Raw genomic sequence first — 22249 nt, 5'->3', positions numbered from 1 at the left:
TCCGATCCAGTTCGACATGACGAGTATAGCGGCCGCCGGCAGGCGCCCGGCGTGAGCGGATTCCGTCGTCCGTCATGGTGGGCGCTGCTGCTGACCGTGGCCGGAGCGCTGCTGTTCGTGCGCCTGGGCGTCTGGCAGCTGCATCGCGCCGACTTCAAGGACGACCTTCTGCGACGGTATGCCGCGGCCGCCGCGGCGCCGCTGCAGGACTTTGCCGGGGTCGCCGACACGCCGCCGGCGGACGGCTTTCCGCGGGTGAAGGTCGACGGCCACTACCTGGCCGACCGCGTATACCTGCTGGACAACCCGAAGCACGACCGCCGCGGCGGCGTGCAGGTGTACGCGCCGCTGGCGCTGGATGGCCACTCGCCGTTGCTGCTGGTCGACCTTGGGTTCCTGCCCGGCAACGGCAGCGACAAGCCGCCTCAGGTGCCGCCGCTGCCGACCGGCAAGGTGAGCCTGCAGGGGCTGTACGTGCCGCCGCCGCCGGTCGGTTTCGAGATGGGCGGCAATGCGCTGGCGCGGCAGACGCAGTGGCCGAAGAGCTCGATCTTCCTGGACCCCGCGCAGGTCGCTGCCGACCTCGGGCGGGGGCTGTATCCGCGCGTGCTGGCGCTGGATCCCGATCCGGCGGCGATCTACGAGCGCGAGCGCAACCTCGATTTTTCCTCGATGCCGCCAGCGCGGCACCGCGCCTACGCGTTCCAGTGGTTCACCTTTGCGCTGGCGGCGGTGGTGATCCTGCTGGTCGTGCATCGCAAGCGCAAACCACGCAAATCCGATTCCGCGAAGGTTGATGACGTCCCATGAAAGCTGCCGATCCCGCCGCCGTGCGCAAGAGCCGAATCTTCCTGCTGATGATCGTGTTGGCGTTCGTCGCGCCGATGATCGCCGCCGGCCTGCTCAGCTGGAGCGGCTGGCAGCCCGGCACCAAGGGCAACGGCGAACCAATCCTGCCGCAGCGCAATTTCGTCGACGAGCAGTTGCGCGTGCAGCTGGCGAATGGCCAGCCCTACGCCTGGCGCGACAGCCAGCCGCGGCTGACCCTGGTGGCGCTGGCCGGCCCCGGCTGCGCCGCGCGCTGCCTGGCCACGCTGACCAGCATGGCCGCGGCGCGGGTCACGCTGAACCGCAACCAGTCGCGCCTGCGCCTGCTCTACCTGGGCACGCCGCCCGCGGACGACACGCGCGACGGCATGCGCAACTACTGGCAGCTCGGCGCCGACGTCGACGGCAAGCTGGCCGGGTTTCGGCCGGACGCGCCGGACAGCGTGAGCGCGCTGCTGGTGGAGTCCAACGGCACCGCGTTGTCGCTGTATCGCGCCGGCTTCGATCCGAACGGTTTGCGCAAGGACCTGCAGAAGGTGGTCAAGTGATGTCGTCGCATGCGCCGCGGGTGTTGCGCTGGCTGGCCCTGTTCGCGGCGGTGTTCGCGTTCGGGCTGGTGATGTTCGGCGCGTTCGTGCGGCTGTCCAACGCCGGCCTGTCCTGCCCGGACTGGCCGACCTGCTACGGCCAGGTGACCTGGCCGCAGCATGCGCAGGCGGTGGCGCATGCCGACGCGGCGTTCCCGGATCGCCCGTACGAGGCGCACAAGGCCTGGCGCGAGCAGGTGCACCGCTTCCTCGCCGGCACGCTCGGCGTGCTGGTGCTGCTGCTGGCGCTGATCGCCGGCTGGCGCCGGCGCGGCACGTTGCTGGCGGTGGTCGGCGGCGCCGTGTTCGCGGCGCTCGGGGTGGGCCTGTACATGCGCGGCGAACACTTGTGGTCGTCGCTGCTGGCGGCCTGTGCGATCGTGCTGCCGCTGCTCGCCGCGCTCCGGCTGCCGCGGCCCGGCGCGTGGAAGATCTGCGTGCTGGCGCTGGCGGTGATCATCTTCCAGGCGATGCTCGGCATGTGGACGGTGACCTTGCTGCTCAAGCCGGTGGTGGTGATGGGCCACCTGCTCGGTGGCATGAGCACGTTCGCGCTGCTGGCCTACGCCGCGCTGCGTTTCGCCGGCGTGGCGGCGCCGGACGACGGTCTTGCCGACCTGCGCCGGCTGGTGGCGATCGGCATCATGTTGCTGCTGTGCCAGATCGCGCTGGGCGGCTGGACCTCGGCGAACTACGCCGCGCTGGCCTGCGGCTACGGCCCGGGCTCGTTCCCCGAGTGTCTCGGCCAGTGGGCGCCGCCCACCGATTTTCGCGAGGGCTTCGTGCTGTGGCGCGGGATCGGCGTGAACTACGAGGGCGGCGTGCTCGACATGGCCGCGCGCAGCGCGATCCAGATCGCGCACCGCATCGGCGCGCTGGTGGTGTTCTGCTACCTCGGCTGGCTGGCGGTCCGCACGGCGCGGCATGGCCTGCGCGCGCTGGGCCTGGCGATCGCGCTGGCGCTGGCGGGCCAGGTGCTGCTGGGTATCAGCAACGTGTACTTCGGTCTGCCGCTGGCGGTGGCGACCGCGCACAATGGTGTGGCGGCGCTGCTGCTGACCACCCTGCTGGCCACGCTGGCGCGCACGCAGCGGCGGCATGACGAATCGATGTTCCTGTCGTTGGGGCGGCACTGAAATGAGCGTTCTTCACGAGTACCTGCTGTTGACCAAACCGCGCATCGTCGCCTTGCTGGTGTTCTGCGCGGTGATCGGCATGTTCCTCGCTGTGCCCGGCATGCCGCCGTGGCGCGCGCTGGTGTTCGGCACGCTGGGCATCTGGCTGGCCTCGTCCTCGGCGGCCGCGTTCAACCAGCTGATCGACCAGCGCATCGACAAGGTGATGGTGCGCACGGCGCACCGGCCGCTGGCCACCGGGCATCTCAACGCGCGCCAGGTGTTCGTGTTCGCGCTGGCGCTAGGCATCGCCTCGATGCTGGTGCTGGTGCTGTGGGTCAACACGCTGACCGCGGTGCTGACCTTTGCCGGGCTGATCGGTTATGCGGTGATCTATACCGCGTTCCTCAAGCGCGCCTCGCCGCAGAACATCGTGATCGGCGGCCTCGCGGGCGCGATCCCGCCGGTGCTGGGCTGGACCGCGGTCACCGGCGCGCTGCACCCGTACGCGCTGCAGCTGTGCCTGATCATCTTCGTGTGGACGCCGCCGCACTTCTGGGCGCTGGCGATCTTCCGCCGCGACGACTACTCGCGCGCGCAGGTGCCGATGCTGCCGGTGACCCACGGCGTGGTGTTCACCCGCTGGCACATCCTGTTCTACACCGTGCTGCTGGTGCTGGTGACCCTGCTGCCGGTGCTGACCGGGATGAGCGGCCTGGTCTACCTGGGTGGCGCCGCGGTGCTGGGCGGCGCGTTCCTGTATTACGCGGTGCGCCTGCTTAACCCGCCGGATGAGCTGTACGCGATGAAGGTGTTCAGCTACTCCATCGTCTACCTGATGGCACTGTTCGCGTTCCTGCTGGTCGACCACTGGCTGCTGCCGCCGCTGGTGCCTTCCGGCCCGCCGCCGGTGCCGTTCGGCTGAGCAGCGATCGTGCGAACTTTCGTCGCCGCAGGCATTGACAGCACGCTGCTGCAGCACAACAATGCGCGCGCCATCCGGCGCGCTCGCGCCGGCCGGCTCCCTGTCCTGACTAACCAAGGCATATGGACGTTTACCCTAGTCGCAACGTCGACATCCGCTCGCATCGGGTGCCGGCATTGCATAACAAGCTGATGATCTGCGGCGACCGCCTGCGGTCGGCCGGCGCTTTCCTCGACTAGGGAAGACCGGCCCACCTCCTCCGGCGCCGCGGGCGCCGTAACGAGGAGATGGGCTATGAAGCTCCTTCGCGATTCCGTTTTGCTGCGCATGCTGCGCCGGCTGCTGGCTGGCCGCCGCGAGGCCGTGCGCGCCACCTACACCATCACCGTGCCCGCCCCGCTGGAGCGGTCGGCCGGCAGCAACGTGGTCGAACTGCACCGCCGCGCCGACGCCGGCGGCCGCACGTCGGCGGCAACCAAGGCCCGCGGCGACGCGCTGCCATCCTCCGGCCATCTCGCACTGGTATCCAGTCGCTGATGGTCGCCATGACGTCATGCAAGGGATGGCCTCCGCCAGTGGCGGAACCGTTCCGGCCGCATGCGCGGCCAGGCACACCGGCGCCGGCGAAGTTGGCGGATTGATTCCGCGGACTCGCATCGGCGGCAGGCATCGGCGAATTCACGGAAGCGGGTCATGATCAAGCAATCCATCCAGGGTGCCCTGCCGAGGGCGGCCGACAGGGGTGCGTCGGCACCCTTGCACGTGGCGGTGGCGCAGGAGGCATTCCGCGCGAACAGCGAACTGCTGGCGTCGCTGGAGACCACCCCGGCCGGTCTCGACGAGGAACAGATCGAGGCGCGGCTGCATCGCGACGGCATCAACGAGGTTTCGTACGAGAAGCCGCCGCACTGGTCGCGGCAATTGCTGCGTGCGTTCAAGAACCCGTTCATCATCGTGCTGCTGGTGCTGGCGGTGGTGCAGATGTTCGCCACGCCGGATGACCTGTCCGGGCCGATCATCATTGCGGCGATGGTGGGCATCAGCGTGCTGCTGAGCTTCACTCAGGAGTACCGCTCCTCGAAGGCGGCGGAGAAGCTGAAGGCGATGGTGCGCAACACCGCCACGGTGACGCGGCGCGCCTCCGACGGCCACAGCGAGCGCATCGAGGTGCCGGTGGGCGAGCTGGTCGCCGGCGACATCGTGCACCTGGCCGCGGGCGACATGGTGCCCGCCGACCTGCGCCTGCTGCATGCGAAGGACCTGTTCATCAGCCAGGCGATCCTCACCGGCGAGTCGTTGCCGGTGGAGAAGGCCGCGCCGGGAGCGCACGGCGCGGCCGAGGCGGACCACGCCAATCCGCTGGACCTGCCGACGATCTGCTACATGGGCACCAACGTGGTCAGCGGCACCGCCACCGCGGTGGCGGTGGCGACCGGCCCGCGCAGCTATCTCGGCTCGCTGGCGCACAGCATCGTGGGCCAGCGCGTGCAGACCAGCTTCGACCGCGGCGTGAACAGCGTCAGCTGGCTGCTGATCCGCTTCATGGCGGTGATGGTGCCGGTGGTGTTCCTGATCAACGGCTTCGACAAGCACGACTGGCTGCAGGCGTTCATGTTCGCGCTGTCGGTGGCGGTCGGCCTCACCCCGGAGATGCTGCCGCTGATCGTCACCGCGAACCTGGCCAAGGGCGCGCTGGCGATGTCCCGGCGCAAGGTGGTGGTGAAGCGGCTCAACGCGATCCAGAACTTCGGCGCGATGGACGTGCTGTGCACCGACAAGACCGGCACCTTGACGCTGGACAAGATCGTGCTGGAGCGGCATCTCGACCTGCACGGCGAGGAGTCCGACGAGGCGCTGGAATACGGCTACCTCAACAGCCGCTTCCAGACCGGCCTGAAGAACCTGATGGACAAGGCGGTGCTGGCGCATCGCGACCTGGAGCCGGCCGCGGCGCACTACCGCATCGTCGACGAGATCCCGTTCGACTTCCAGCGCCGGCGCATGTCCGTCGTGCTCGGCAACGGCGACGGCCACGACCTGATCGTGTGCAAGGGCGCGGTGGAGGAGATGCTGTCGATCTGCACCTGGGCGAAGACCGGCGACCAGATCGTGCCGATGACCGACGCGCAGCGCGACGAGATCAAGGAGATGACGCGCGGGCTCAATGAGGACGGCCTGCGCGTGCTGGTGGTGGCGGTGAAGCAGCAGCCGCCGGCCGGGCGTCCGTACGGCGTCGCCGACGAGAGCGGGCTGACCGCGGTGGGTTGCCTGGCCTTCCTCGATCCGCCGAAGGATTCGGCGGCCACCGCGATCGCCGCGCTGCATCACCATGGCGTGCAGGTGAAGGTGATCACCGGCGACAACGAGGCGGTGACGCGCAAGATCTGCCGCGAAGTGGGGCTGGACGTGGAGCATTCGGCGCAGGGCCGGCAGATCGAGCCGCTGGACGATGCGGCGCTGGACGAGCTGGTCAAGCGCACCACCGTGTTCGCCAAGATGTCGCCGCTGCAGAAGGCGCGCGTGGTGAAGTCGCTGCAGCGCCAGGGCCACACGGTGGGCTTCCTCGGCGACGGCATCAACGACGCGCCGGCGCTGCGCGAGGCGGACGTGGGCATCTCGGTGGATACCGCCACCGACATCGCCAAAGAATCGGCCGACATCATCCTGCTCGAAAAGAACCTGATGGTGCTGGAGGAGGGCGTGATCGAGGGCCGCATCACCTTCGGCAACATCATCAAGTACATCAAGATGACCGCCAGCTCGAACTTCGGCAACATGTTCTCGGTGCTGGTGGCGAGCGCGTTCCTGCCGTTCCTGCCGATGCTGCCGCTGCAGATCCTGGTGCTGAACCTGCTGTACGACATCTCGCAGCTGTCGATCCCGTTCGACCGCATGGACGACGAGTACCTGCGCAAGCCGCGCAAGTGGGACGCCAGCGATATCGGCCGCTTCATGGTGTGGATCGGCCCGGTCAGCTCGATCTTCGACATCACCACGTTCCTGCTGCTGTGGCACGTGTTCGGCGCGAACTCGATGGCGCACCAGCCGTTCTTCCAGTCCGGCTGGTTCATCGAGAGCCTGCTGACGCAGACGCTGATCGTGCACATGATCCGCACGCGCCGGATCCCGTTCCTGCAGAGCATCGCCTCGGCCCCGGTGCTGGCGCTGACCACCGCGGTCATCCTGATCGGCCTGTTTGTGCCGTTCACCGGGCTGGGCGCCAAGATCGGCATGGTAGCGCTGCCGCCGGCGTTCTTCGGCTGGGTGGCGCTGACCGTGCTCACCTACGGCGTGCTGACCCAGCTGATGAAGCTGGTGTACATCCGCCGCTACGGCCGCTGGCTGTGACCATGGCCGGGAGCAGCGACCATGCGCCGCCTTGCCGTGTCATTCGTGGTGGCTGCCATGCTGCTGTCGCCGTGTGCGGCGCGGGCGGGAACCAGTCTGCTGGTAGATGACGCCGGCACCCTGCCGGATGGCCGCTGCCAGCTCGAATCCTGGCTGCGCTTGCGCGGCGGTGGCGAGGCCACGGCCGTGCCGGCCTGCGGCCTGGGCGGGGTGGAGTACAGCCTGGGCGGCAGCGCCAACGCCGGGGCGCCGTCGGGGCCGTGGCTGAGCGCTGGCCTCAAGCGCACGCTGCGCGACATGGACGAAGCCACCCCGGGCGTCGCCGTTTCGCTGGGCGGCAGCTGGCGCCGCTCCGATCACCGCCTGGCGGCGGGCACGGCCAACCTCGTCGTCAGCCTGCCGCTGGATCCGTCCTGGACCGTGCACGTCAACATGAGCTGGAACACCGCACGCGGCGGGCCGCCGTGGCCGGGCGGCGGCGTGGGCATGCAGTACGCACTGGGAGCGCACTGGAGCGGCCTCGCCGAGCTCTATGCCGCGCGCGGCGCCGGTGGCACGGCTCAGGCCGGGCTGCGGCGGTCGTTTGCGCGCGGTCTCAGCTTCGAGCTGCTCGCCGGCCACGACCGCGACGGGCACTGGCTCACCTTCGGCTTCAACTACGCGCCGGGCGACTCCTGACGGCCGGGCGAGCGGCGCCGGCGTCAGTCCGCTTCCAGCGTGTCATCCGTCACCGCCGCCCGCGTGGCGTAGCGCTGCGCCACCACCGCGCACACCATCAGCTGCAACTGGTGGAAGATCATCAGCGGCAGCACCAGCGCGCCGAGGCCGCCGAGCTGGCCGGCGAACAGGATTTTCGCCATCGGGATGCCGCTGGCCATGCTCTTCTTGGAGCCGCAGAACACGATGGTGATCTCGTCCTCGCGCGAAAAGCCGAGCCGGCGCGCGGCCCAGCTCAGCGTCGGCATCACCAGCGCCAGCAGCAGCGCGCACATCGCCAGGGTGGCGAGCAGCGCCGAGACCGGCGTGTCGCGCCACAGGCCGCCGACCACAGCGGCGCTGAACGCGGTGTACACCACCAGCAGGATCGTGCCCTGGTCGGTGTAGCCGAGCAGCGGCTTGTGGCGGTCGACCCAGCCGCCGATCCAGCGTCGCGCGGCATGGCCGAGCGCAAACGGCAGCAGCAGTTGCAGCATGATGTCCAGCACGCCCCGCCACGAGGCGCCGCCGCCGTGGCTGGCCAGCAGCAGGCCGACCAGCAGCGGGGTCAGCACGATGCCGATGAGGTTCGACATCGACGCGCTGACCACCGCGGCGGAGACGTTGCCGCCGGCGATCGAGGTGAACGCGATCGACGACTGCACGGTGGACGGCAGCGTGCAGACGAACAGCACGCCGAGGTACAGCTCCGGCGTCAGCAGCACCTGTCCGAGCGGCCGCAGCGCCAGCCCCAGCAGCGGGAACAGTACGAAGGTGCCGGCGAATACGGTCAGGTGCAGTCGCCAGTGGGTCAGCCCCTGCATGATCGCCGCGCGCGGCAGCTTGGCGCCGTGCAGGAAGAACAGCAACGCGATCGCCGCATCGGTGATCGCGTCGAAGACCTGCGCGGTGCCGTCGCGGCAGGGCAGCAGCGAGGCCAGCGCCACGGTGGCGAGCAAGGCGAGGGTGAACTTGTCCGGACGGACGCGGCGCGGCGACATGTGGAACCGCTCAATCCAGCCCGCAGCGCGTGCGCCGCCGATGCTTCCACCACAGCACCAGTACGGTCAGCAGCAGCAGCCCGATCAGCACCCACAGGCTGCTCTGGCCACGGTGCATCCATTTCACCAGCCACTCGTGGTTGTTGGCGCCGAAGTAGCCCAGGTAGACCCAGAACGGCACGCTGATCAGCGCCGCCATGGTGTCGATCAGCAGAAAGCGCAGGAACGACACCCGGTGGGTGGTGCCGGCGGTGAGGTAGACGGTGGTGCGCATGCCGGGCAGGAAGCGCGCGAAGAACAACATGCGGTTGCCGTAGTGGTCGAACTTCTCCTGCACCTTGACGTAGCGCGACGGGGTCAGCACGCGCGCCACGAAGCGCCATTGCAGGATGCGTGCGCCGTAGTGGTGGCCGAGCAGGAAGATGGCGCAGTCGCCCAGCAGCACGCCGAACATGGTCAGTGCGAACATCACGTGCACGTTCGCGTAGCCGAGCCCGGCGATCACGCCGCCGGCGACCAGGGTGATGTCTTCCGGCAGCGGCAGGCCGGCACCGCAGATCATCAGCGCGATGAACACGGCCACGTAGCCGTTCTCGGCGAAGATCGTCACCAGTTGCTGCAGCAGATCCATCAGTGTCCTTGCGCTTGGTGCGGATCCTGCCCGGCCGCAGCCCGGCAGGATCCCGCAGCCGGATGGAATCCGGCGGCCGGTGCAGGGCGGGCGGGCAGGCGGCACATCATCGCGGTCAGGCCGAGGCCACCGGCGGCCGCACGCGGGCAGCCAGCAGCTCGCGCAACTCCGTCTTCTCGGCGGGGTCCAGCGCCGCCTCGCGGCTCTTCGCGGTGAGTGCATCGCGGCGCTGGGTGATGGCCTGGTCTTCCATCCGCGCCAGCGCATCGAAGAATTCGCTGCGCTGCGCCTCCAGCTCGCCCACCGCCAGCGCCGCCATCAGCTTCTGCAGCGAAGGGTATTCCGGCCGCTCGGCGAAGTGCTCCACCAGCATCGCGGAGTTGATGCCGGGACGCGCGCGTGCGAGGTCGAGCAGTTCGGCCAGCAGTTCCACGCCGGGCTTGTCCAGGCGCAGGAAGCGGTAGGGCTTCTCCACCTGGTCGGCCATGCCCGGCTGCGCCAGCAGCAGCGAGATCGCGCTGCGCACCAGGCTGCGCTGCACTGCCGTGGGTCGCTGCATGGCGCGGTGGGCGGCGGGGTCGGCCTGCAGCACCGCGCGGGCACCGCTGCGCTTCTCCAGCTCCTGCGCCATCAGGTCGCGGAACGCGCCGTCGGGCAGTTTCGCGATCAGCGGGCGCGCGCGCTCGGCCAGCCGGGCGCGGCCGTCGAGGCTGGCCATGTCGACGTCGTGCGACAGTTCATTGAAGAAATAGTCCGACAGCGGCATCGCGTCCCTGATGCGTTGCTCGAAGCCGGCCTTGCCTTCCTTGCGCACCAGCGAATCCGGATCCTCGCCGTCGGGCAGGAACAGGAAGTACGCCTGGCGGCCGTCGCGCAGCCGCGGCAGCGCGGATTCCAGTGCCTTCCACGCCGCCGCGCGGCCGGCGCGGTCGCCATCGAAGCAGAACACCACGTCCGGCGCGGCGCGGAACAGCACCTCGGTGTGCTCGGGCGTGGTCGCCGTGCCCAGCGTGGCTACCGCAATCGGCAGCCCGGCCTGGTGCAGTGCGATCACGTCCATATAGCCCTCGACCACCACGATGCGAGCCAGCGTCGGGTTGGCCTGCTTCACCTGCCACAGCGCGAACAGCTCGCGGCCCTTGTGGAACAGCGGGGTTTCCGGCGAGTTGAGGTACTTGGGGCCGTCGCTTTTGCGCGCGTCCTGCGTGCGAGCATCAGGCGCCGGCGATCCCTCGCCGGACCGTTCGATAATCCGCCCGCCGAACGCGATGACGCGGCCGCGGCGATCGAGGATCGGAAACATCAGCCGTTCGCGGAAACGGTCGTACTTGCTGCCGCGCTCGCTCGAGGCGACCATGCCGGCCTCGTTCAGCAGCTCCATCCGCCGCGGCGTGTTGCCCAGCGCCTTGATCACACCGTCGTAGCCGGCCGGCGCCCAGCCGAGGCGGAAGCGCCGGATCGTCTCCGCGTCCAGCCCGCGCTTCCTGCAGTACGCCTGGGCGTCGGCATTGCGCGGCAGCTCGCCCTCGTACCAGGCCGCGGCGGCGTCGAGCAGCGCGTAAAGGTCGGTCTTGTCCTCGCGCGGCGCCGCCTCGCGGCCGCCCTCGCGCGGCACGGTCAGGCCCACCGTCTGCGCCAGTTCCTCCACCGCGTCCGGAAACTCCAGCCGCTCGTAGTCCATCAGGAACTTCACCGCGCTGCCGTGTGCACCGCAGCCGAAGCAGTGGAAGAACTGCTTGGCCGGGCTGACATAGAACGACGGCGTACGCTCGTTGTGGAACGGGCAGCACGCGGTCCACTCGCGCCCGGCCTTCTTCAGCGGCACGCGCCGCTCGATCACGTCGACGATGTCGACGCGGGCAAGCAGTTCGTCGATGAAGCTGTCGGGAATCAGGCCGCGCATAGACCGCCTAGTCTAGTCGGTCGCCGCCGGGGAGGCTCGGGCGGATTGCGCTGGGCTGAGGCGAAATGTCGCAGGCAGGGCGGCGAGCAAGCCTAGAACAGGCTGATCACGCCGATCAGCGCCAGCACGGCCAGCAGGAACAGGATCACGAAGCACGCGAACAGCACCTTGGCGATGGTGGCGGTCACGCCGGCGACACCGCCGAAACCGAGCCAGCCGGTGACCAGCGAAATGATGGCGAAGATGATGGCCCACTTCAGCATGCGTTTCTCCTGCAGCGACGATCGCCCGTGCGGCGGGAGCCGCGAGTCAGGCTGTTGTAGCGGGACGGGCGTGAACGCGATGCATGGCGCCTTGCCAGTGCGGGCGCGGCGCGGCAAGCTTCCAGGCCGGCGCCGGGAGTGACGAATCATGGTGATCAGTACGGTGATGATGCTGAGGCAGCGCGCGATTGTGCGCGCGTTCGAGCGGGCCGCCGCCACTACCGCGGCAACCGCCTGCACGGCGCAGCAGCTGGAACTGAAACCGGGCATGGCCTGGCACCGGCTGGTCGTCCTTGCGGTGCTGCGTTGCCCGGGCGAGGGCCGCTATTTCCTCGACGTGGCGAACTGGCAGCGGTTGCGCCGGCGTCGCCATTGCATCGCGCTGGCGGTGGTCGCCGGCGTGCTGGTGCTGCTGGGGTTGCTGCTGGTGGCCGGCACGCTCAGCCGGCCAGGCGCGCCTTGATCTTGCCCGAGACCACGCCCATGTCGGCGCGGCCGGCGGCCTTTTCCTTCACCGCGGCCACCACCTTGCCCATGTCGCGCGGCGAGCTGGCGCCGGTGTCGGCGATCGCGGCGCTGATCAGGGCATCGATCTCGGCGTCGCCGAGCTTGGCCGGCAGATAGCCCTCGATCACCGTCATCTCGGCGCGTTCCACGTCGGCCAGGTCCTCGCGGCCGGCGGCGGCGTACTGGCTGACCGAGTCCTTGCGCTGCTTCAGCATCTTCTCCAGCACGCCGAGCAGCTGCGCGTCGTCCAGCTCGATGCGCTCGTCCACTTCGCGCTGCTTGATCGCCGCCAGCATCAGCCGGATCACGCCCAGCCGCTGCTTGTCGCCGCCGCGCATGGCGGTCTTCATGTCTTCGGTGATCTGCTGCTTGAGCGTCATGGCGGGAGCCTCGGGATCGGGTGGGTCATTCTACGGAAACGACAAAGCCGGCGTTGTCCTGGGGACAACACCGGCCGAGGTCGAATCCGGAGTGCTTGCGGCGGCTGCGAGAACCCGCGCCGACCGTGTTTCCTGCATGCGCCGCGTGAAGACGCGGGCGGCCCGCCGATGAACGGCGAGCGGAAACTCAGTACAGGCGGACCTTGCGCGAGACGTCGCGCGACAGCCGGCGCAGGTGGCGCTTCACCGCGGCGGCACGCTTGCGCTTGCGCTCCTGGGTCGGCTTTTCGTAGAACTCGCGCTTGCGCGTTTCAGCCAGCACGCCGGCCTTCTCGCAGGTACGCTTGAAACGACGCAGTGCGATCTCGAACGGCTCGTTCTCGCGAACTTTTACGTTGGGCATGGAAACTCCGAGTGGTAATCTGCCCCGATGACGGGACTGTTGAACAGGGCGAGCCGCGAAGTATACCGTGGAAACTGACGAACTTTCAAAGCCCGTGCTGGGCATCGAGACCTCCTGCGACGAGAGCGGGGTGGCGCTGCTGCGCTGGGAGCCGGACGCGCCGGGCCGCGGCCTGCTGGCGCACACCCTGTACAGCCAGATCAAGCTGCACGCCGACTACGGCGGGGTGGTGCCGGAACTGGCCAGCCGCGACCACGTGCGCAAGCTGCTGCCGCTGATCCGCGAGGCGCTGGCCCAGGCCGGCTTGGGCGTGCGCGACCTGGGCGGGGTGGCCTACACCGCCGGCCCCGGCCTGGTCGGCGCCCTGCTGGTGGGGGCCTCGGTCGGGCGCGCGCTGGCCTGGGCGCTGGGCGTGCCGGCGATCGGGGTGCACCACATGGAAGGCCACCTGCTGGCGCCGCTGCTGGAGGCCGATCCGCCGGAGCCGCCGTTCGTGGCCCTGCTGGTTTCCGGCGGTCACTCGATGCTGGTCGAGGTCAAGGCGATCGGCCGCTACACGATCCTGGGCGACACCCTGGACGACGCCGCCGGCGAGGCGTTCGACAAGACCGCCAAGCTGATGGGTCTGCCCTACCCCGGCGGCCCGGCGCTGGCGAAGCTGGCCGCGCAGGGCATGGCCGGCGCGTTCCGCTTCTCCCGCCCGATGACCGACCGGCCGGGGCTGGATTTCAGCTTCTCCGGCCTGAAGACCCAGGTGCTGCTGGCCTGGCAGAAGTCGGATCAAGGCGAGCAGACCCGCGCCGACGTCGCCCGCGCATTCGAGGAGGCGATCGTCGACACGCTGGTCATCAAGTGCCGTCGCGCGCTGGAGGCCACCGGCACGCAGCGGCTGGTGATTGCCGGCGGCGTGGGCGCGAACCGCCACCTGCGCAGCGAGCTGGCCAAAGCCGGCGAAAAGGATGGTTTCCGGGTGTATTTCCCGCGGCTGGACTTCTGCACCGACAACGGCGCGATGATCGCGCTGGCCGGCGCGATCCGCCTGGCCAGCGGCCAGCGTCAGGACGAGACCGTGCAAGTGCGGCCGCGCTGGGATTTGCAGAGCCTGCCCGCCGCCTGAGGCTTGCCGGTGCCACTCCCTCCCCTGCTTGCAGGGGAGGGTTGGGGTGGGGTGATTTGCAGCAAGAGCCTCACCCCCTCCCAGCCTCCCCCTGCAAGCAGGGGGAGGCGAGAATCACCATTGAGTGCGCCCGGGCAACAGCCCCTTCAACTCGGCCTCGGTGAGGTTGCGCCACTGGCCGACCTTGAGGTGGCCGAGCTTCACGTTGACGATGCGCACGCGGCGCAATTGCGTGACCCGGTAGCCGAACGCGGCAGCCATCAGGCGGATCTGCCGGTTCAGGCCCTGGGTCAGCACGATCGAGAAGCCGAACCTGGCGATGCGGCGGGTGCGGCAGGGTCGGGTCATCTGGCCGTGGATGCGCACGCCCTTGGCCATGCCGGCCAGGAATTCGTCGGTGACCGCCTTGTTTACGCCGACCAGGTATTCCTTCTCGTGGTGGTTTTCCGCGCGCAGGATCTCGTTGACGATGTCGCCGTTGCTGGTCAGCAGGATCAGCCCTTCGGAATCCTTGTCGAGCCGGCCGACCGGGAAGATTCGCTGCGGGTGGTCGATGAAGTCCACGATGTTGCCGGACACGCCCGGATCGGTGGTGCAGGTGATCCCGACCGGCTTGTTCAGCGCGATGTAGACGGCCTTCTTCGCCGCCGGCGTGGCGGCCAGCATGCGCGCCTTGACGATCTCGCCGTCCACGCGCACCTCGTCGCCGTCCAGCGCCTTGGCACCGGTGGTGACTACCGCGCCGTTGATGCTGACGCGCCCGGCCAGCAGCAGCTCGTCCGCCTCGCGGCGCGAGCACAGGCCGGTTTCGCTGATGTATTTGTTGACGCGCATTTCCACCTTCGATGCAGGGGTGCACCCTGTGCGCGATGGCTCTTCGTCACGTCATGCAAGAGCGTCGCGCACAGGGTGCGCCCCTGCAGCTTTTTCAGGAGCGCAGCCCCACGCCGCGCTTGAGCAGCTGCAGCGCGAACACGGTAAGCGCCGCCACGAAGCCGAGCATCACCACGAAGGCCCAGCCCACGTGCACGTCGCTGATGCCGAGCACGCCGTAGCGGAACGCGTTGACCATGTACAGGATCGGGTTGGCGCGCGAGATCGCCTGCCACGGCTCGCCCAGCATCGTGACGGAATAGAACACGCCGCCGAGGTAGGTCAGCGGAGTGAGGATGAAGGTAGGCACCAGCGCGATGTCGTCGAACTTCTTCGCGTACACCGCGTTGACGAAGCCGGCCAGCGAAAAGATGGTGGCGCCCAGCAGTACCGAGGCGAACGTGATCAGCGGGTGCATCACGTGCAGGTCGGTGAAGAACAGCGCGATGACCAGCACCAGCACGCCGACCACCAGGCCGCGCACCACCGCGCCGGCCACGTAGCCGGTGAGGATCACCCAGTTCGGCATCGGCGACACCAGCATTTCTTCCACCGCGCGGCTGAACTTGGCGCCGAAGAACGAGCTGGAGATGTTGCCGTAGCTGTTGGTGATGATGCTCATCATCACCAGTCCCGGCACGATGTACTGCATGTAGCTGAAACCGCCCTGGATGCTGCCGATGCGGCTGCCGATCAGCTTGCCGAAGATCACGAAGTACAGCGTCATGGTGATCGCCGGCGGGATCAGCGTCTGCGTCCAGATGCGCATGATGCGCACGATCTCGCGGCGCACGAGGGTGTTGAGGGCGACCAGGTTGGCGGCGGCGTTGCGGCTCATGCGGCGCGCTCCCGGCCCGGTTCGTGCCGGCCGTTCTCCACCAGCCGCACGAACAGCTCCTCCAGCCGGTTGGTCTTGTTGCGCATCGAGGTCACTGCGATGCCGTGCGCGGACAGCGTCGCGAACAGCGAATTGAGGTCGTGCGAGCGGGCCATCTCGGCCTCCAGCGTGTGGTCGTCGCGGCGGCGCAGGGTGACGTTGGGAATGCTCGGCAGCTCGGCCGGGATGGTGGTCACGTCCAGCACGAAGGTTTCCACGTCCAGCGTCGCCAGCAGGCGCTTCATGCTGGTGTTCTCGATGATCGTGCCGTGGTCGATGATCGCGATGTTGCGGCACAACGACTCGGCCTCCTCCAGGTAATGCGTGGTCAGGATCACCGTGGTGCCGGCCGCGTTGATGGCGCTGACGAACTGCCACATCGAGCGGCGGATCTCGATGTCGACGCCAGCGGTGGGCTCGTCGAGGATCAGCAGCCTGGGCTCGTTCATCATCGCGCGGGCGATCATCAGCCGCCGCTTCATGCCGCCGGACAGCGTACGTGCCTGCATCTGCGCCTTGTCCCACAGGCGCAGCTCCTTCAGGTATTTCTCCGCGCGCTCGGCGGCGATCTTGCGCGGGATGCCGTAGAAGCCCGCCTCGTTCACGCAGATGTCGAACGGCTTCTCGAACTGGTTGAAGTTGATCTCCTGCGGCACCAGTCCGATCAGCCGCATCGCCTCGCTGCGCTGCCGGTTCACCGAGATGCCGAATACCCGCGCGTCGCCGGAAGTGGCATTCACCAGCGAGGACAGGATGCCGATCAGGGTGGACTTGCCGGCGCCGTTGGGGCCGAGCAGGGCGAAAAAGTCGCCGGGCTGCACGGTCAGGCTGATGCCCTTCAGCGCCTCGACGCCGTTGCCGTAGGTCTTGCGCAGGTTGTCGACGACAAGCGCCGGGGCCTTATCTTGAGACTGCGGGGACATGGGCTGCACCGAGGGGGTTAGCCCTTATTATAGCGGGCTACGTCCCGTCGTCCGGCCCTGCCGGACGGCACACACCGTTTCCGGAACCCGCCCCATGGCCAACCACTTCCAGCTCCGTCTCGTCGACAGCCGCATGCTCGCGCCCGCGGTGCGCCACATGGTGTTCGAGCGCGTCGACGGCCAGCCATTGGTGTTCCAGCCCGGGCAGTTCCTGCAGGTGCATTTCCACTACGACGACGGCACGGCAACCAAGCGCAGCTATTCGATCGCCACCACCGGTGACGGCAGCTCGCCGGGCGCGTCCGTGACCGTCGGGCGCATCGAGATCGCGGTGAGCTACGTCGACGGCGGCGCCGCCACCAAGCTGCTCGGCGAGCTGCCGGTCGGCGGGGTGATCGATGCCAGCGGCCCTTACGGCCGCTTCTGCCTGCAGGAGGCCGACACTCACCCGCGCTACCTGCTGCTGGCCACCGGCACCGGCGTCACCCCCTACCGCGCCATGCTGCCGCAGATCGAGAAGCTGCTGGCGCAGGGCGGCCGCGACGTGGTGCTGCTGTACGGCGCGCGCAACGAGGGCGAGCTGCTCTACGGCGAGGAGTTCGAGGCGTTCGCCAGCACCCACCCCGGCTTCGCCTTCCATGCCTGCCTCAGCCGCGAGGCCCGCGCGCTGCCCCGCCCCACCGATCGCTACGGCTACGTGCAGAACGTGCTGACCGAACTGGCCCCGCATGCCGAGCGCGACATCGCCTACCTGTGCGGCAACCCCAACATGGTCGACGCCGCCTTCAACACGTTGAAGGAGTTCGGCCTGCCGGTGCCGCAGATCCGCCGCGAGAAGTACGTTTCCTCGCGCTGATAAAGCTGGCCGCTTTCACGCCGATATGACATCTGGCCACGCCTCACGCCATGAGGGGCGGGCCGATGACGGTGTTTCCCGCGCGCGTCATCTCACGCGCAGCTCACGCGGGTAGGGGTAAATCGACGGTTCGACAGGTGGCTGCGGCGAAGTTCGGCCCCGACCCGCCATTAACGTGACGTTCGTCACGTTTTCCGGCATCGGCGGGCTCAAGCCGGTAAAGCTCGGGCGGAGCGCGCCGAAAGCCACTCAAGGAACCCCGTCATGGCCGGGGCACCTGGAGAGGTGAACGGAATGAAATGGTCAGTCGGTTTGTGGGCGGGGCGTCGCCTTTGCCGGGAAGCCATCCATCGCGCATTCGGTCGCGGAGGACAGGCTGGCGGGTTGGCGCTGGTCCCGATGCTGCTTTCCGCTTTTATGGCAGTCATCGCCCTGGTCTCGTTTCCTTCCGTCGCTGGTCAAGCTACGGCCAGTTTCCGGATCTCGGTGACCGTGGTGGCCTCGTGCAGCGTGCAAACCCAGCCGCTGACCCTGGCGCCCTACACCACTGGCGGTGCGGCCACGGGCACGGCATCGCCTGGCTCCATTGATGTGACGTGTGCGCGGGGTACGCCCGCAGCCGTCTATCTCGAGGGCGACCGCACCATGCGCAGCCAGTCCGGCGTCCGCATGGCTTACGAACTGCGCGCCAACGGCAACCTCTGGCCGGCTGGCGAGGCGATTCATGTCAAGGGGCTTGGCCCCACGGCAATTCACTTGGCCGTTTCGGGCTCGGTGCCCGCTGGGCAGAAGGTCCCGTTGGGCGATTACGAGGATACGGCGGTGGTACGCGTGGTCTATTGATAAGCGCGAATGAGATTTGCCGAGTATCCGTCAGTAGTAAACGTACACTGTGACGGCGTCGAAATAGTCGCCAGGCGTCGCCGAGCCTTGACCTGGCGGAATCTTGCCGCACACTGTAAACATCTGCGACGGCTGGGTGCCGGTTTGCGTATCGGTGCCGTCGGTATTACCCCACTTCGTACTGCAGTTTCCGCGGTACAGCTGGTACGGAACGTAGTCGCTGTGCGTGGGGCCACCGCGCATGCGTCGGGTGGTGCCATCCCAATTCTTGCCATTGTCCAGGCCGACACGATAGCCGGTCTCGTTCACGCAACTGACCGTAAGCGTGGTGGTGGCGGTTGCATTGCTGGGGTCACCGTCGAGTCCGCCGAAGTCCAGGGGATTGGTGGCGACTTGGCAAGTCGGAACCAAGTTGGCCAATACCTGAAAACCGCTGATAGTGCCTCCACCCGAAGCGTTGTTGCAGCCAGTGTTCGCCGGTCCCGTGTCGAAGGCTACGTCGCCGTTGCCGTAAGTAGCGCTGTATGGGCCGGTCTTGTTCGTTGTCCAGCTGATACCTTGGCTACTGTCGATGGCGGCGTAGATCGGTAGCGTGATGGGAGCTGATGTGCCATTGGCAGGCACTGCCACGGTGCCGATGTAAGGCGTGCCCCATTTGCCTGGCGTGTTGTACTTGCTGCCCCAGGCTTGGGTATTGCCGGCATCTTTGTAGAGTTGATAATCGAGCGAGCCGTTTTTCGGTCCGCCCATGGATCGCTGACTGGAACCCCCGGGATTGCCGATACTTATGCACACGTCGATGTTTTGCGGAGCCGATGAGGTGTTCGTGCAGTAGTAGGTCAGGAAACCCGTGGTATTCAGGTTGACGTCGCTGTTGAAGTTACGAAAGTAGGTAAGTCCGGCGGTCGGGTCGGCGTTGCCGAAATTGATGCTGGTCGTGATCGCAGTGCAAGTGATGCCGGGCACGCTGGCCTGTGCGGTGCGCAATGGCGCCATGCTGGCGGGAGCCAGCCACTGGCAGGCGACGAACAGCGCGCCCAACCACAGGTAGATATGGATGCGACGGTTCATGGCGCCCCCTTTTTGGCGCAGGTAAGCGGCCCGATCTGCGGGATGCCATCACCCTGCCTGCGATAGTCGAATCCGGTGTTGCAGGTGCCGCCTTCGGGCAAGCTGACCTCCAGCACGTTGTGCTTGTCCAGCGTGTCCAGGTATACCGCGCCATCGAAGCCGACCAGCGCCGGGTCGCCGGGCTGGCCGCGCAGGCGCACCTGGCTGCCCAGCGGCAGCGGCTTGCCCGCGTCGTCGCGCAGCAGCACCGAGGCAGCGCGCACCGGGGTGATGCCGAAGCTCACCAGGGTGCCGGCGCGGTCGACGGGCGTGGCGTTGGTGTCCACGTGGCCGATGCGCACGTCGGCCGGCAACTGCATCGGGTCGATGCTGAGTTTGTTGTTCTGGTACGCATTGAGCGGTGTCACCAGCAGCAGGCCATGCCGGTCGGTATGGCCGACCAGATTGTTCTCCAGCTTCACTGGCACGTCGGGGATGCCATCGGTGGAGACCAGCGCGAAGCCGTTGTAGATGCTGCGCGCAGCGAACGCGTGGCCGTCCATCAGCACCAGCGCGCCGCTGGCGCCGGCGTAGGCGCTGCTGTTCCCGCCGAAGTTCACGAGACCGACCTGCGTCTGACCGTAGCGGCCCAGGTAATCCAGTTCGGCCAGGCCGCTATGGCTGCCGTCGCCCTGTTGCGTTTGTGTGCGCCAGCCGAACCCGTCGTCGGTGGGCAGCGAGCGGGAAATGCTGGCATCGAACAGGTTGCGGTTGCCTTGACGCTGCACGCCGGCGCTCATGTAGGTCCGCGCATCGAAGGTCAGGCTGAAGCTCAGGAAGACGCTGCGGTCGCGCGACACGTCCAGGTTCTGGTTGAGGTTCAGGCTGATCGAAGCGCTGCGACCGAGCGACTTGTACCAGTAGCCGCTGGCGTAGCGGCTGGTCTGTTCCAGGTAGCGCAGGTGCACATAGCTGACGCCGAAGTTGCCGAAACCATCGGTGCTCATGCCGGCCTGCGCGCTGGCGCTCAACCGCGGCGACGGACTGCCGTACAGCGCGGCCACGTCGCGGTAGCCGCTGCTGCTGCGGGTACCCTGCACGCCGAAGTTGAAGCGGCTGTTGATCCACTGATAGCCGAGACTCAGCTGCGAGCCGTCGAGCCCGTCATGCTGGCTGCGTGCCATCGAGCCGGACACGATGCCTGCATGGCCGAGCAGCCAATCGCCGCCGACACCGGCGTTGGCCAAGCCTTGCGTGACCTCGGCGTGGGCGCTGGCGGTGAACTGGTCGGTGAGGCCGAGGCGCCAGCTGCCGCTGGCCATCGGGTCGCGGCTGTACGAGAACGACCGCAGGCCGTAATCCTCGCGCACGAAGCCAAACCCGGCCGACCAGTCGGTCAGCCCTTTCTGCAGCAGCTGCTGGGTGTTGTACAGCGAGAAGTCCACCGTGGAGACGCGGCCCAGCGCGTCAGTCAACACCAGCTGGGCATTGCCGGCGCCGCTGATGCCCGGTACCGCGTTGAGCTGGAACGGGCCGACCGGCACCTGGCCGCTGTACTGCTTCATGCCGTTGATGTAGAGCTCCACTTGCGAGGGCAGCGTGGCCTGGCCGAGGAATTGCGGCAGCGGCGCGGTGACGCGATAGGGCTGCAGCGCGAAGTTGGTGCCGAACTGCACGCCGCCGATGCGAGTCGGACGCGACCACGCGGTGGCGCCGGTCAGCGTGTCGCCCACATCCATGGTGAGCATCCGTTCGGGGAACGACATGCTCCAGGTCGTATCCAGGCGAACCGAGCGGCCATGCCAGTCGCCACTCGTACGGCTGGTCTGCGAAAGCCCGGTGCTGCTCAGCGTGCCGGGGCCGCCGAACACACGCAGTTCCGTGTACGCGCTCGCGCTGGCGCCTCCCCGGGTGTCGCGCGTGGCGTAGATGTCGTAGTTGAGCAGCGCGCCGGGCGAGGCGTTGGCGTGGGGAACCGAGGCGCTCTGTGCGTTGAGCACGCTGGTGGACAGATGCAACAGCTTCAGCGGCACGGTCAAGGTCGCAGACTGCTGTTCAGCGTCGTAGCGCACCTGTACGCCCGGCAAGCTGTCCAGGCGGACGGGATCGGGGCTGTCCGTCGGCAGCATGAAACCCAGCTGCTGCAGCGTCGCCCGCGTGGCCCACAGCGTGCCGTCGCGGTAGCCGAGATGCACCAGCCCCCGCTCGGTGCCGTTGATGATCAGGTCGAGGTACAGATCGGTGGCGTCGATGGTGGCCATCGCACCTACCGCATCGGCCGCCAGGGCCGAGCCGTCCACGCTGTCGGGGCTGCGGACCGCGTCTGCCGCCGTCGCGCGCGTGGCGATGGCCAGCAGGCAGGGCAGCAGTAGCGACTCAGCGAGCGCGATCGGCCAGCGAGAGCGTTTGCGTGGCCTGCGCGCCATTGATCGCTGCCTCCAACGTGCCGTTTTCAGCGAAGACCGAAGCCGGCTGCTTGAGCGGCCAGCGCATGGTGGCGCCGGGAAGGACATAGCCCAGCAGGCCGCCGGCGATGGTCGTGCGCTTGCCCTTGTCACTTACGTAGATGAGTTCGGCCAGCTGCGCGTGGCCGGTGCCGGCGTTGGACACCACCAGTGTCATGCGGTCGCCATCACGCTGCAGCTGCCAGTGCAAGTTGACCGTTGCGGCCGCCTCGCCCTGGGGCTCGACGAACACCGGCACCGAATAATGCAACACGAACTGCAAGCCGCGCTTGCCCGGTGTGTGCACCGGCAGTTCATCGATGGCCAGACGATAGGCAGCTTCCACGGCGCCGTTGCCGGAGGGCGGCGCACCGATCCGGATCACCCGGATCAGCTGCCGGCCGCCCGGCTGAATACCAAGCATCGGTGGGCTGATCACCAGCTCCTGCGAGGGCGTCAGCTGGTCCGCACCATTGACCTGTGTCCAGCGATACACGCGCACCTGCGCGTGTATCTGGTCGGTGCCGGTATTGCTGAGCCACAGTCCGTCGGCATGCTGCGCGGGCTGCAAGGTCAGCGAAACCGGCGCAACTTGCAGGCCACTGGCCCACGCGCCAGCACCGACCAAGGCCAGGCCGGCGCACAGCAGCAGCCTGCACAGCGGGCGATTGATCATCGA

The 22249-nt window shown here is 68.0% G+C and carries 23 protein-coding genes; 11 read left to right on the top strand and 12 right to left on the bottom strand.

Features of this window, described 5'->3' with window-relative positions:
* The first annotated feature begins 51 nt into the window (after positions 1-51).
* The 7 genes from RHOOR92_RS0103580 (at position 52) to RHOOR92_RS0103550 (ending at position 7481) form a co-directional block, all read left to right on the top strand.
* Positions 52-810: an SURF1 family protein gene (locus RHOOR92_RS0103580; RefSeq protein ID WP_007514057.1), complete on the top strand. Its 759-nt coding sequence runs from the start codon at positions 52-54 to the stop codon at positions 808-810.
* A complete protein-coding gene (locus tag RHOOR92_RS0103575) occupies positions 807-1376 on the top strand; it encodes a hypothetical protein (protein ID WP_027489603.1) in 570 nt (189 codons plus the stop codon). Before RHOOR92_RS0103580 ends, RHOOR92_RS0103575 begins: the two co-directional genes overlap by 4 nt.
* Positions 1376-2551: a COX15/CtaA family protein gene (locus RHOOR92_RS0103570; RefSeq protein ID WP_015446564.1), complete on the top strand. Its 1176-nt coding sequence runs from the start codon at positions 1376-1378 to the stop codon at positions 2549-2551. Before RHOOR92_RS0103575 ends, RHOOR92_RS0103570 begins: the two co-directional genes overlap by 1 nt.
* Before the next feature lies 1 nt (position 2552).
* Positions 2553-3455 carry a heme o synthase gene (gene cyoE / locus RHOOR92_RS0103565; RefSeq protein ID WP_015446565.1) on the top strand — a complete coding sequence of 301 codons (903 nt, stop codon included), beginning with the start codon at positions 2553-2555 and terminating at the stop codon, positions 3453-3455.
* A 294-nt stretch (positions 3456-3749) separates the two neighbouring features.
* On the top strand, positions 3750-3992 hold the full coding sequence (locus RHOOR92_RS0103560) for a hypothetical protein (protein WP_007514053.1): 243 nt from the start codon (positions 3750-3752) through the stop codon (positions 3990-3992).
* Positions 3993-4148: 156 nt separating this feature from the next.
* Positions 4149-6803: a magnesium-translocating P-type ATPase gene (gene mgtA, locus RHOOR92_RS0103555; RefSeq protein ID WP_015446566.1), complete on the top strand. Its 2655-nt coding sequence runs from the start codon at positions 4149-4151 to the stop codon at positions 6801-6803.
* A gap of 21 nt (positions 6804-6824) precedes the next feature.
* Positions 6825-7481: a hypothetical protein gene (locus RHOOR92_RS0103550; protein WP_007514051.1), complete on the top strand. Its 657-nt coding sequence runs from the start codon at positions 6825-6827 to the stop codon at positions 7479-7481.
* A 23-nt stretch (positions 7482-7504) separates the two neighbouring features.
* Here RHOOR92_RS0103550 and RHOOR92_RS0103545 read toward each other — a convergent pair whose 3' ends face one another.
* The 4 genes from RHOOR92_RS0103545 to RHOOR92_RS19180 all read right to left on the bottom strand — a co-directional run bounded on the left by RHOOR92_RS0103545 (position 7505) and on the right by RHOOR92_RS19180 (position 11297).
* Complete coding sequence (locus RHOOR92_RS0103545) at positions 7505-8500, bottom strand: bile acid:sodium symporter family protein (protein ID WP_007514050.1); 996 nt, start codon at positions 8498-8500, stop codon at positions 7505-7507.
* 10 nt (positions 8501-8510) lie between these two features.
* On the bottom strand, positions 8511-9131 hold the full coding sequence (locus tag RHOOR92_RS0103540) for a DedA family protein (protein ID WP_007514049.1): 621 nt from the start codon (positions 9129-9131) through the stop codon (positions 8511-8513).
* Between the two features lie 115 nt (positions 9132-9246).
* The gene (dnaG, locus tag RHOOR92_RS0103535; RefSeq protein WP_027489602.1) at positions 9247-11034 is read right to left on the bottom strand and encodes a DNA primase; all 1788 of its coding nucleotides are present in this window, start codon (positions 11032-11034) and stop codon (positions 9247-9249) included.
* A gap of 92 nt (positions 11035-11126) precedes the next feature.
* Positions 11127-11297, bottom strand: a complete 171-nt coding sequence (locus RHOOR92_RS19180; protein ID WP_007514046.1) for a DUF1328 domain-containing protein — start codon at positions 11295-11297, stop codon at positions 11127-11129.
* 148 nt (positions 11298-11445) lie between these two features.
* On the opposite strand from RHOOR92_RS19180, the gene RHOOR92_RS0103525 reads away from it, so the two are divergent.
* On the top strand, positions 11446-11760 hold the full coding sequence (locus tag RHOOR92_RS0103525; RefSeq protein ID WP_007514044.1) for a hypothetical protein: 315 nt from the start codon (positions 11446-11448) through the stop codon (positions 11758-11760).
* Here the strand turns inward: RHOOR92_RS0103525 and RHOOR92_RS0103520 are convergent.
* Positions 11738-12184 carry a GatB/YqeY domain-containing protein gene (locus tag RHOOR92_RS0103520; protein ID WP_015446568.1) on the bottom strand — a complete coding sequence of 149 codons (447 nt, stop codon included), beginning with the start codon at positions 12182-12184 and terminating at the stop codon, positions 11738-11740. The genes RHOOR92_RS0103525 and RHOOR92_RS0103520 overlap by 23 nt on opposite strands.
* 187 nt (positions 12185-12371) lie before the next feature.
* Positions 12372-12587 (bottom strand): 30S ribosomal protein S21, encoded by a 216-nt coding sequence (gene rpsU / locus RHOOR92_RS0103515; RefSeq protein WP_007081639.1) that lies wholly within the window; start codon positions 12585-12587, stop codon positions 12372-12374.
* A gap of 67 nt (positions 12588-12654) precedes the next feature.
* On the opposite strand from rpsU, the gene tsaD reads away from it, so the two are divergent.
* A complete protein-coding gene (tsaD, locus tag RHOOR92_RS0103510) occupies positions 12655-13704 on the top strand; it encodes a tRNA (adenosine(37)-N6)-threonylcarbamoyltransferase complex transferase subunit TsaD (protein WP_027489601.1) in 1050 nt (349 codons plus the stop codon).
* 114 nt (positions 13705-13818) lie between these two features.
* Here tsaD and RHOOR92_RS0103505 read toward each other — a convergent pair whose 3' ends face one another.
* The 3 genes from RHOOR92_RS0103505 to RHOOR92_RS0103495 all read right to left on the bottom strand — a co-directional run bounded on the left by RHOOR92_RS0103505 (position 13819) and on the right by RHOOR92_RS0103495 (position 16377).
* Complete coding sequence (locus RHOOR92_RS0103505) at positions 13819-14538, bottom strand: pseudouridine synthase (RefSeq protein WP_027489600.1); 720 nt, start codon at positions 14536-14538, stop codon at positions 13819-13821.
* A gap of 94 nt (positions 14539-14632) precedes the next feature.
* Positions 14633-15415 carry an ABC transporter permease gene (locus RHOOR92_RS0103500; protein ID WP_015446571.1) on the bottom strand — a complete coding sequence of 261 codons (783 nt, stop codon included), beginning with the start codon at positions 15413-15415 and terminating at the stop codon, positions 14633-14635.
* Entirely contained in the window at positions 15412-16377 is a 966-nt protein-coding gene (locus RHOOR92_RS0103495) for an ABC transporter ATP-binding protein (protein ID WP_027489599.1), read from the bottom strand. The genes RHOOR92_RS0103500 and RHOOR92_RS0103495 overlap by 4 nt, the downstream gene beginning before the upstream one ends.
* 94 nt (positions 16378-16471) lie before the next feature.
* On the opposite strand from RHOOR92_RS0103495, the gene RHOOR92_RS0103490 reads away from it, so the two are divergent.
* Positions 16472-17233 (top strand): FAD-binding oxidoreductase, encoded by a 762-nt coding sequence (locus RHOOR92_RS0103490; protein WP_027489598.1) that lies wholly within the window; start codon positions 16472-16474, stop codon positions 17231-17233.
* A 294-nt stretch (positions 17234-17527) separates the two neighbouring features.
* Positions 17528-18076, top strand: a complete 549-nt coding sequence (locus tag RHOOR92_RS0103485) for a spore coat protein U domain-containing protein (protein WP_015446574.1) — start codon at positions 17528-17530, stop codon at positions 18074-18076.
* 30 nt (positions 18077-18106) lie between these two features.
* On the opposite strand, the gene RHOOR92_RS0103480 is transcribed toward RHOOR92_RS0103485, so the two are convergent.
* From RHOOR92_RS0103480 to RHOOR92_RS0103470, 3 genes are read right to left on the bottom strand one after another with little or no spacing between them, the layout of a single operon-like run.
* Positions 18107-19147 (bottom strand): spore coat U domain-containing protein, encoded by a 1041-nt coding sequence (locus RHOOR92_RS0103480; RefSeq protein WP_027489597.1) that lies wholly within the window; start codon positions 19145-19147, stop codon positions 18107-18109.
* Positions 19144-21552: a fimbria/pilus outer membrane usher protein gene (locus RHOOR92_RS0103475; RefSeq protein ID WP_027489596.1), complete on the bottom strand. Its 2409-nt coding sequence runs from the start codon at positions 21550-21552 to the stop codon at positions 19144-19146. The genes RHOOR92_RS0103480 and RHOOR92_RS0103475 overlap by 4 nt, the downstream gene beginning before the upstream one ends.
* On the bottom strand, positions 21503-22246 hold the full coding sequence (locus tag RHOOR92_RS0103470) for a molecular chaperone (RefSeq protein ID WP_027489595.1): 744 nt from the start codon (positions 22244-22246) through the stop codon (positions 21503-21505). The genes RHOOR92_RS0103475 and RHOOR92_RS0103470 overlap by 50 nt, the downstream gene beginning before the upstream one ends.
* Between the last annotated feature and the right edge of the window lie 3 nt (positions 22247-22249).

This window comes from Rhodanobacter sp. OR92, assembly GCF_000427545.1.
GTDB lineage: Bacteria > Pseudomonadota > Gammaproteobacteria > Xanthomonadales > Rhodanobacteraceae > Rhodanobacter > Rhodanobacter denitrificans.
The sequence above is the reverse complement of the archived record's forward strand: the minus strand, read 5'-3'. Positions and strand labels throughout refer to the sequence as shown.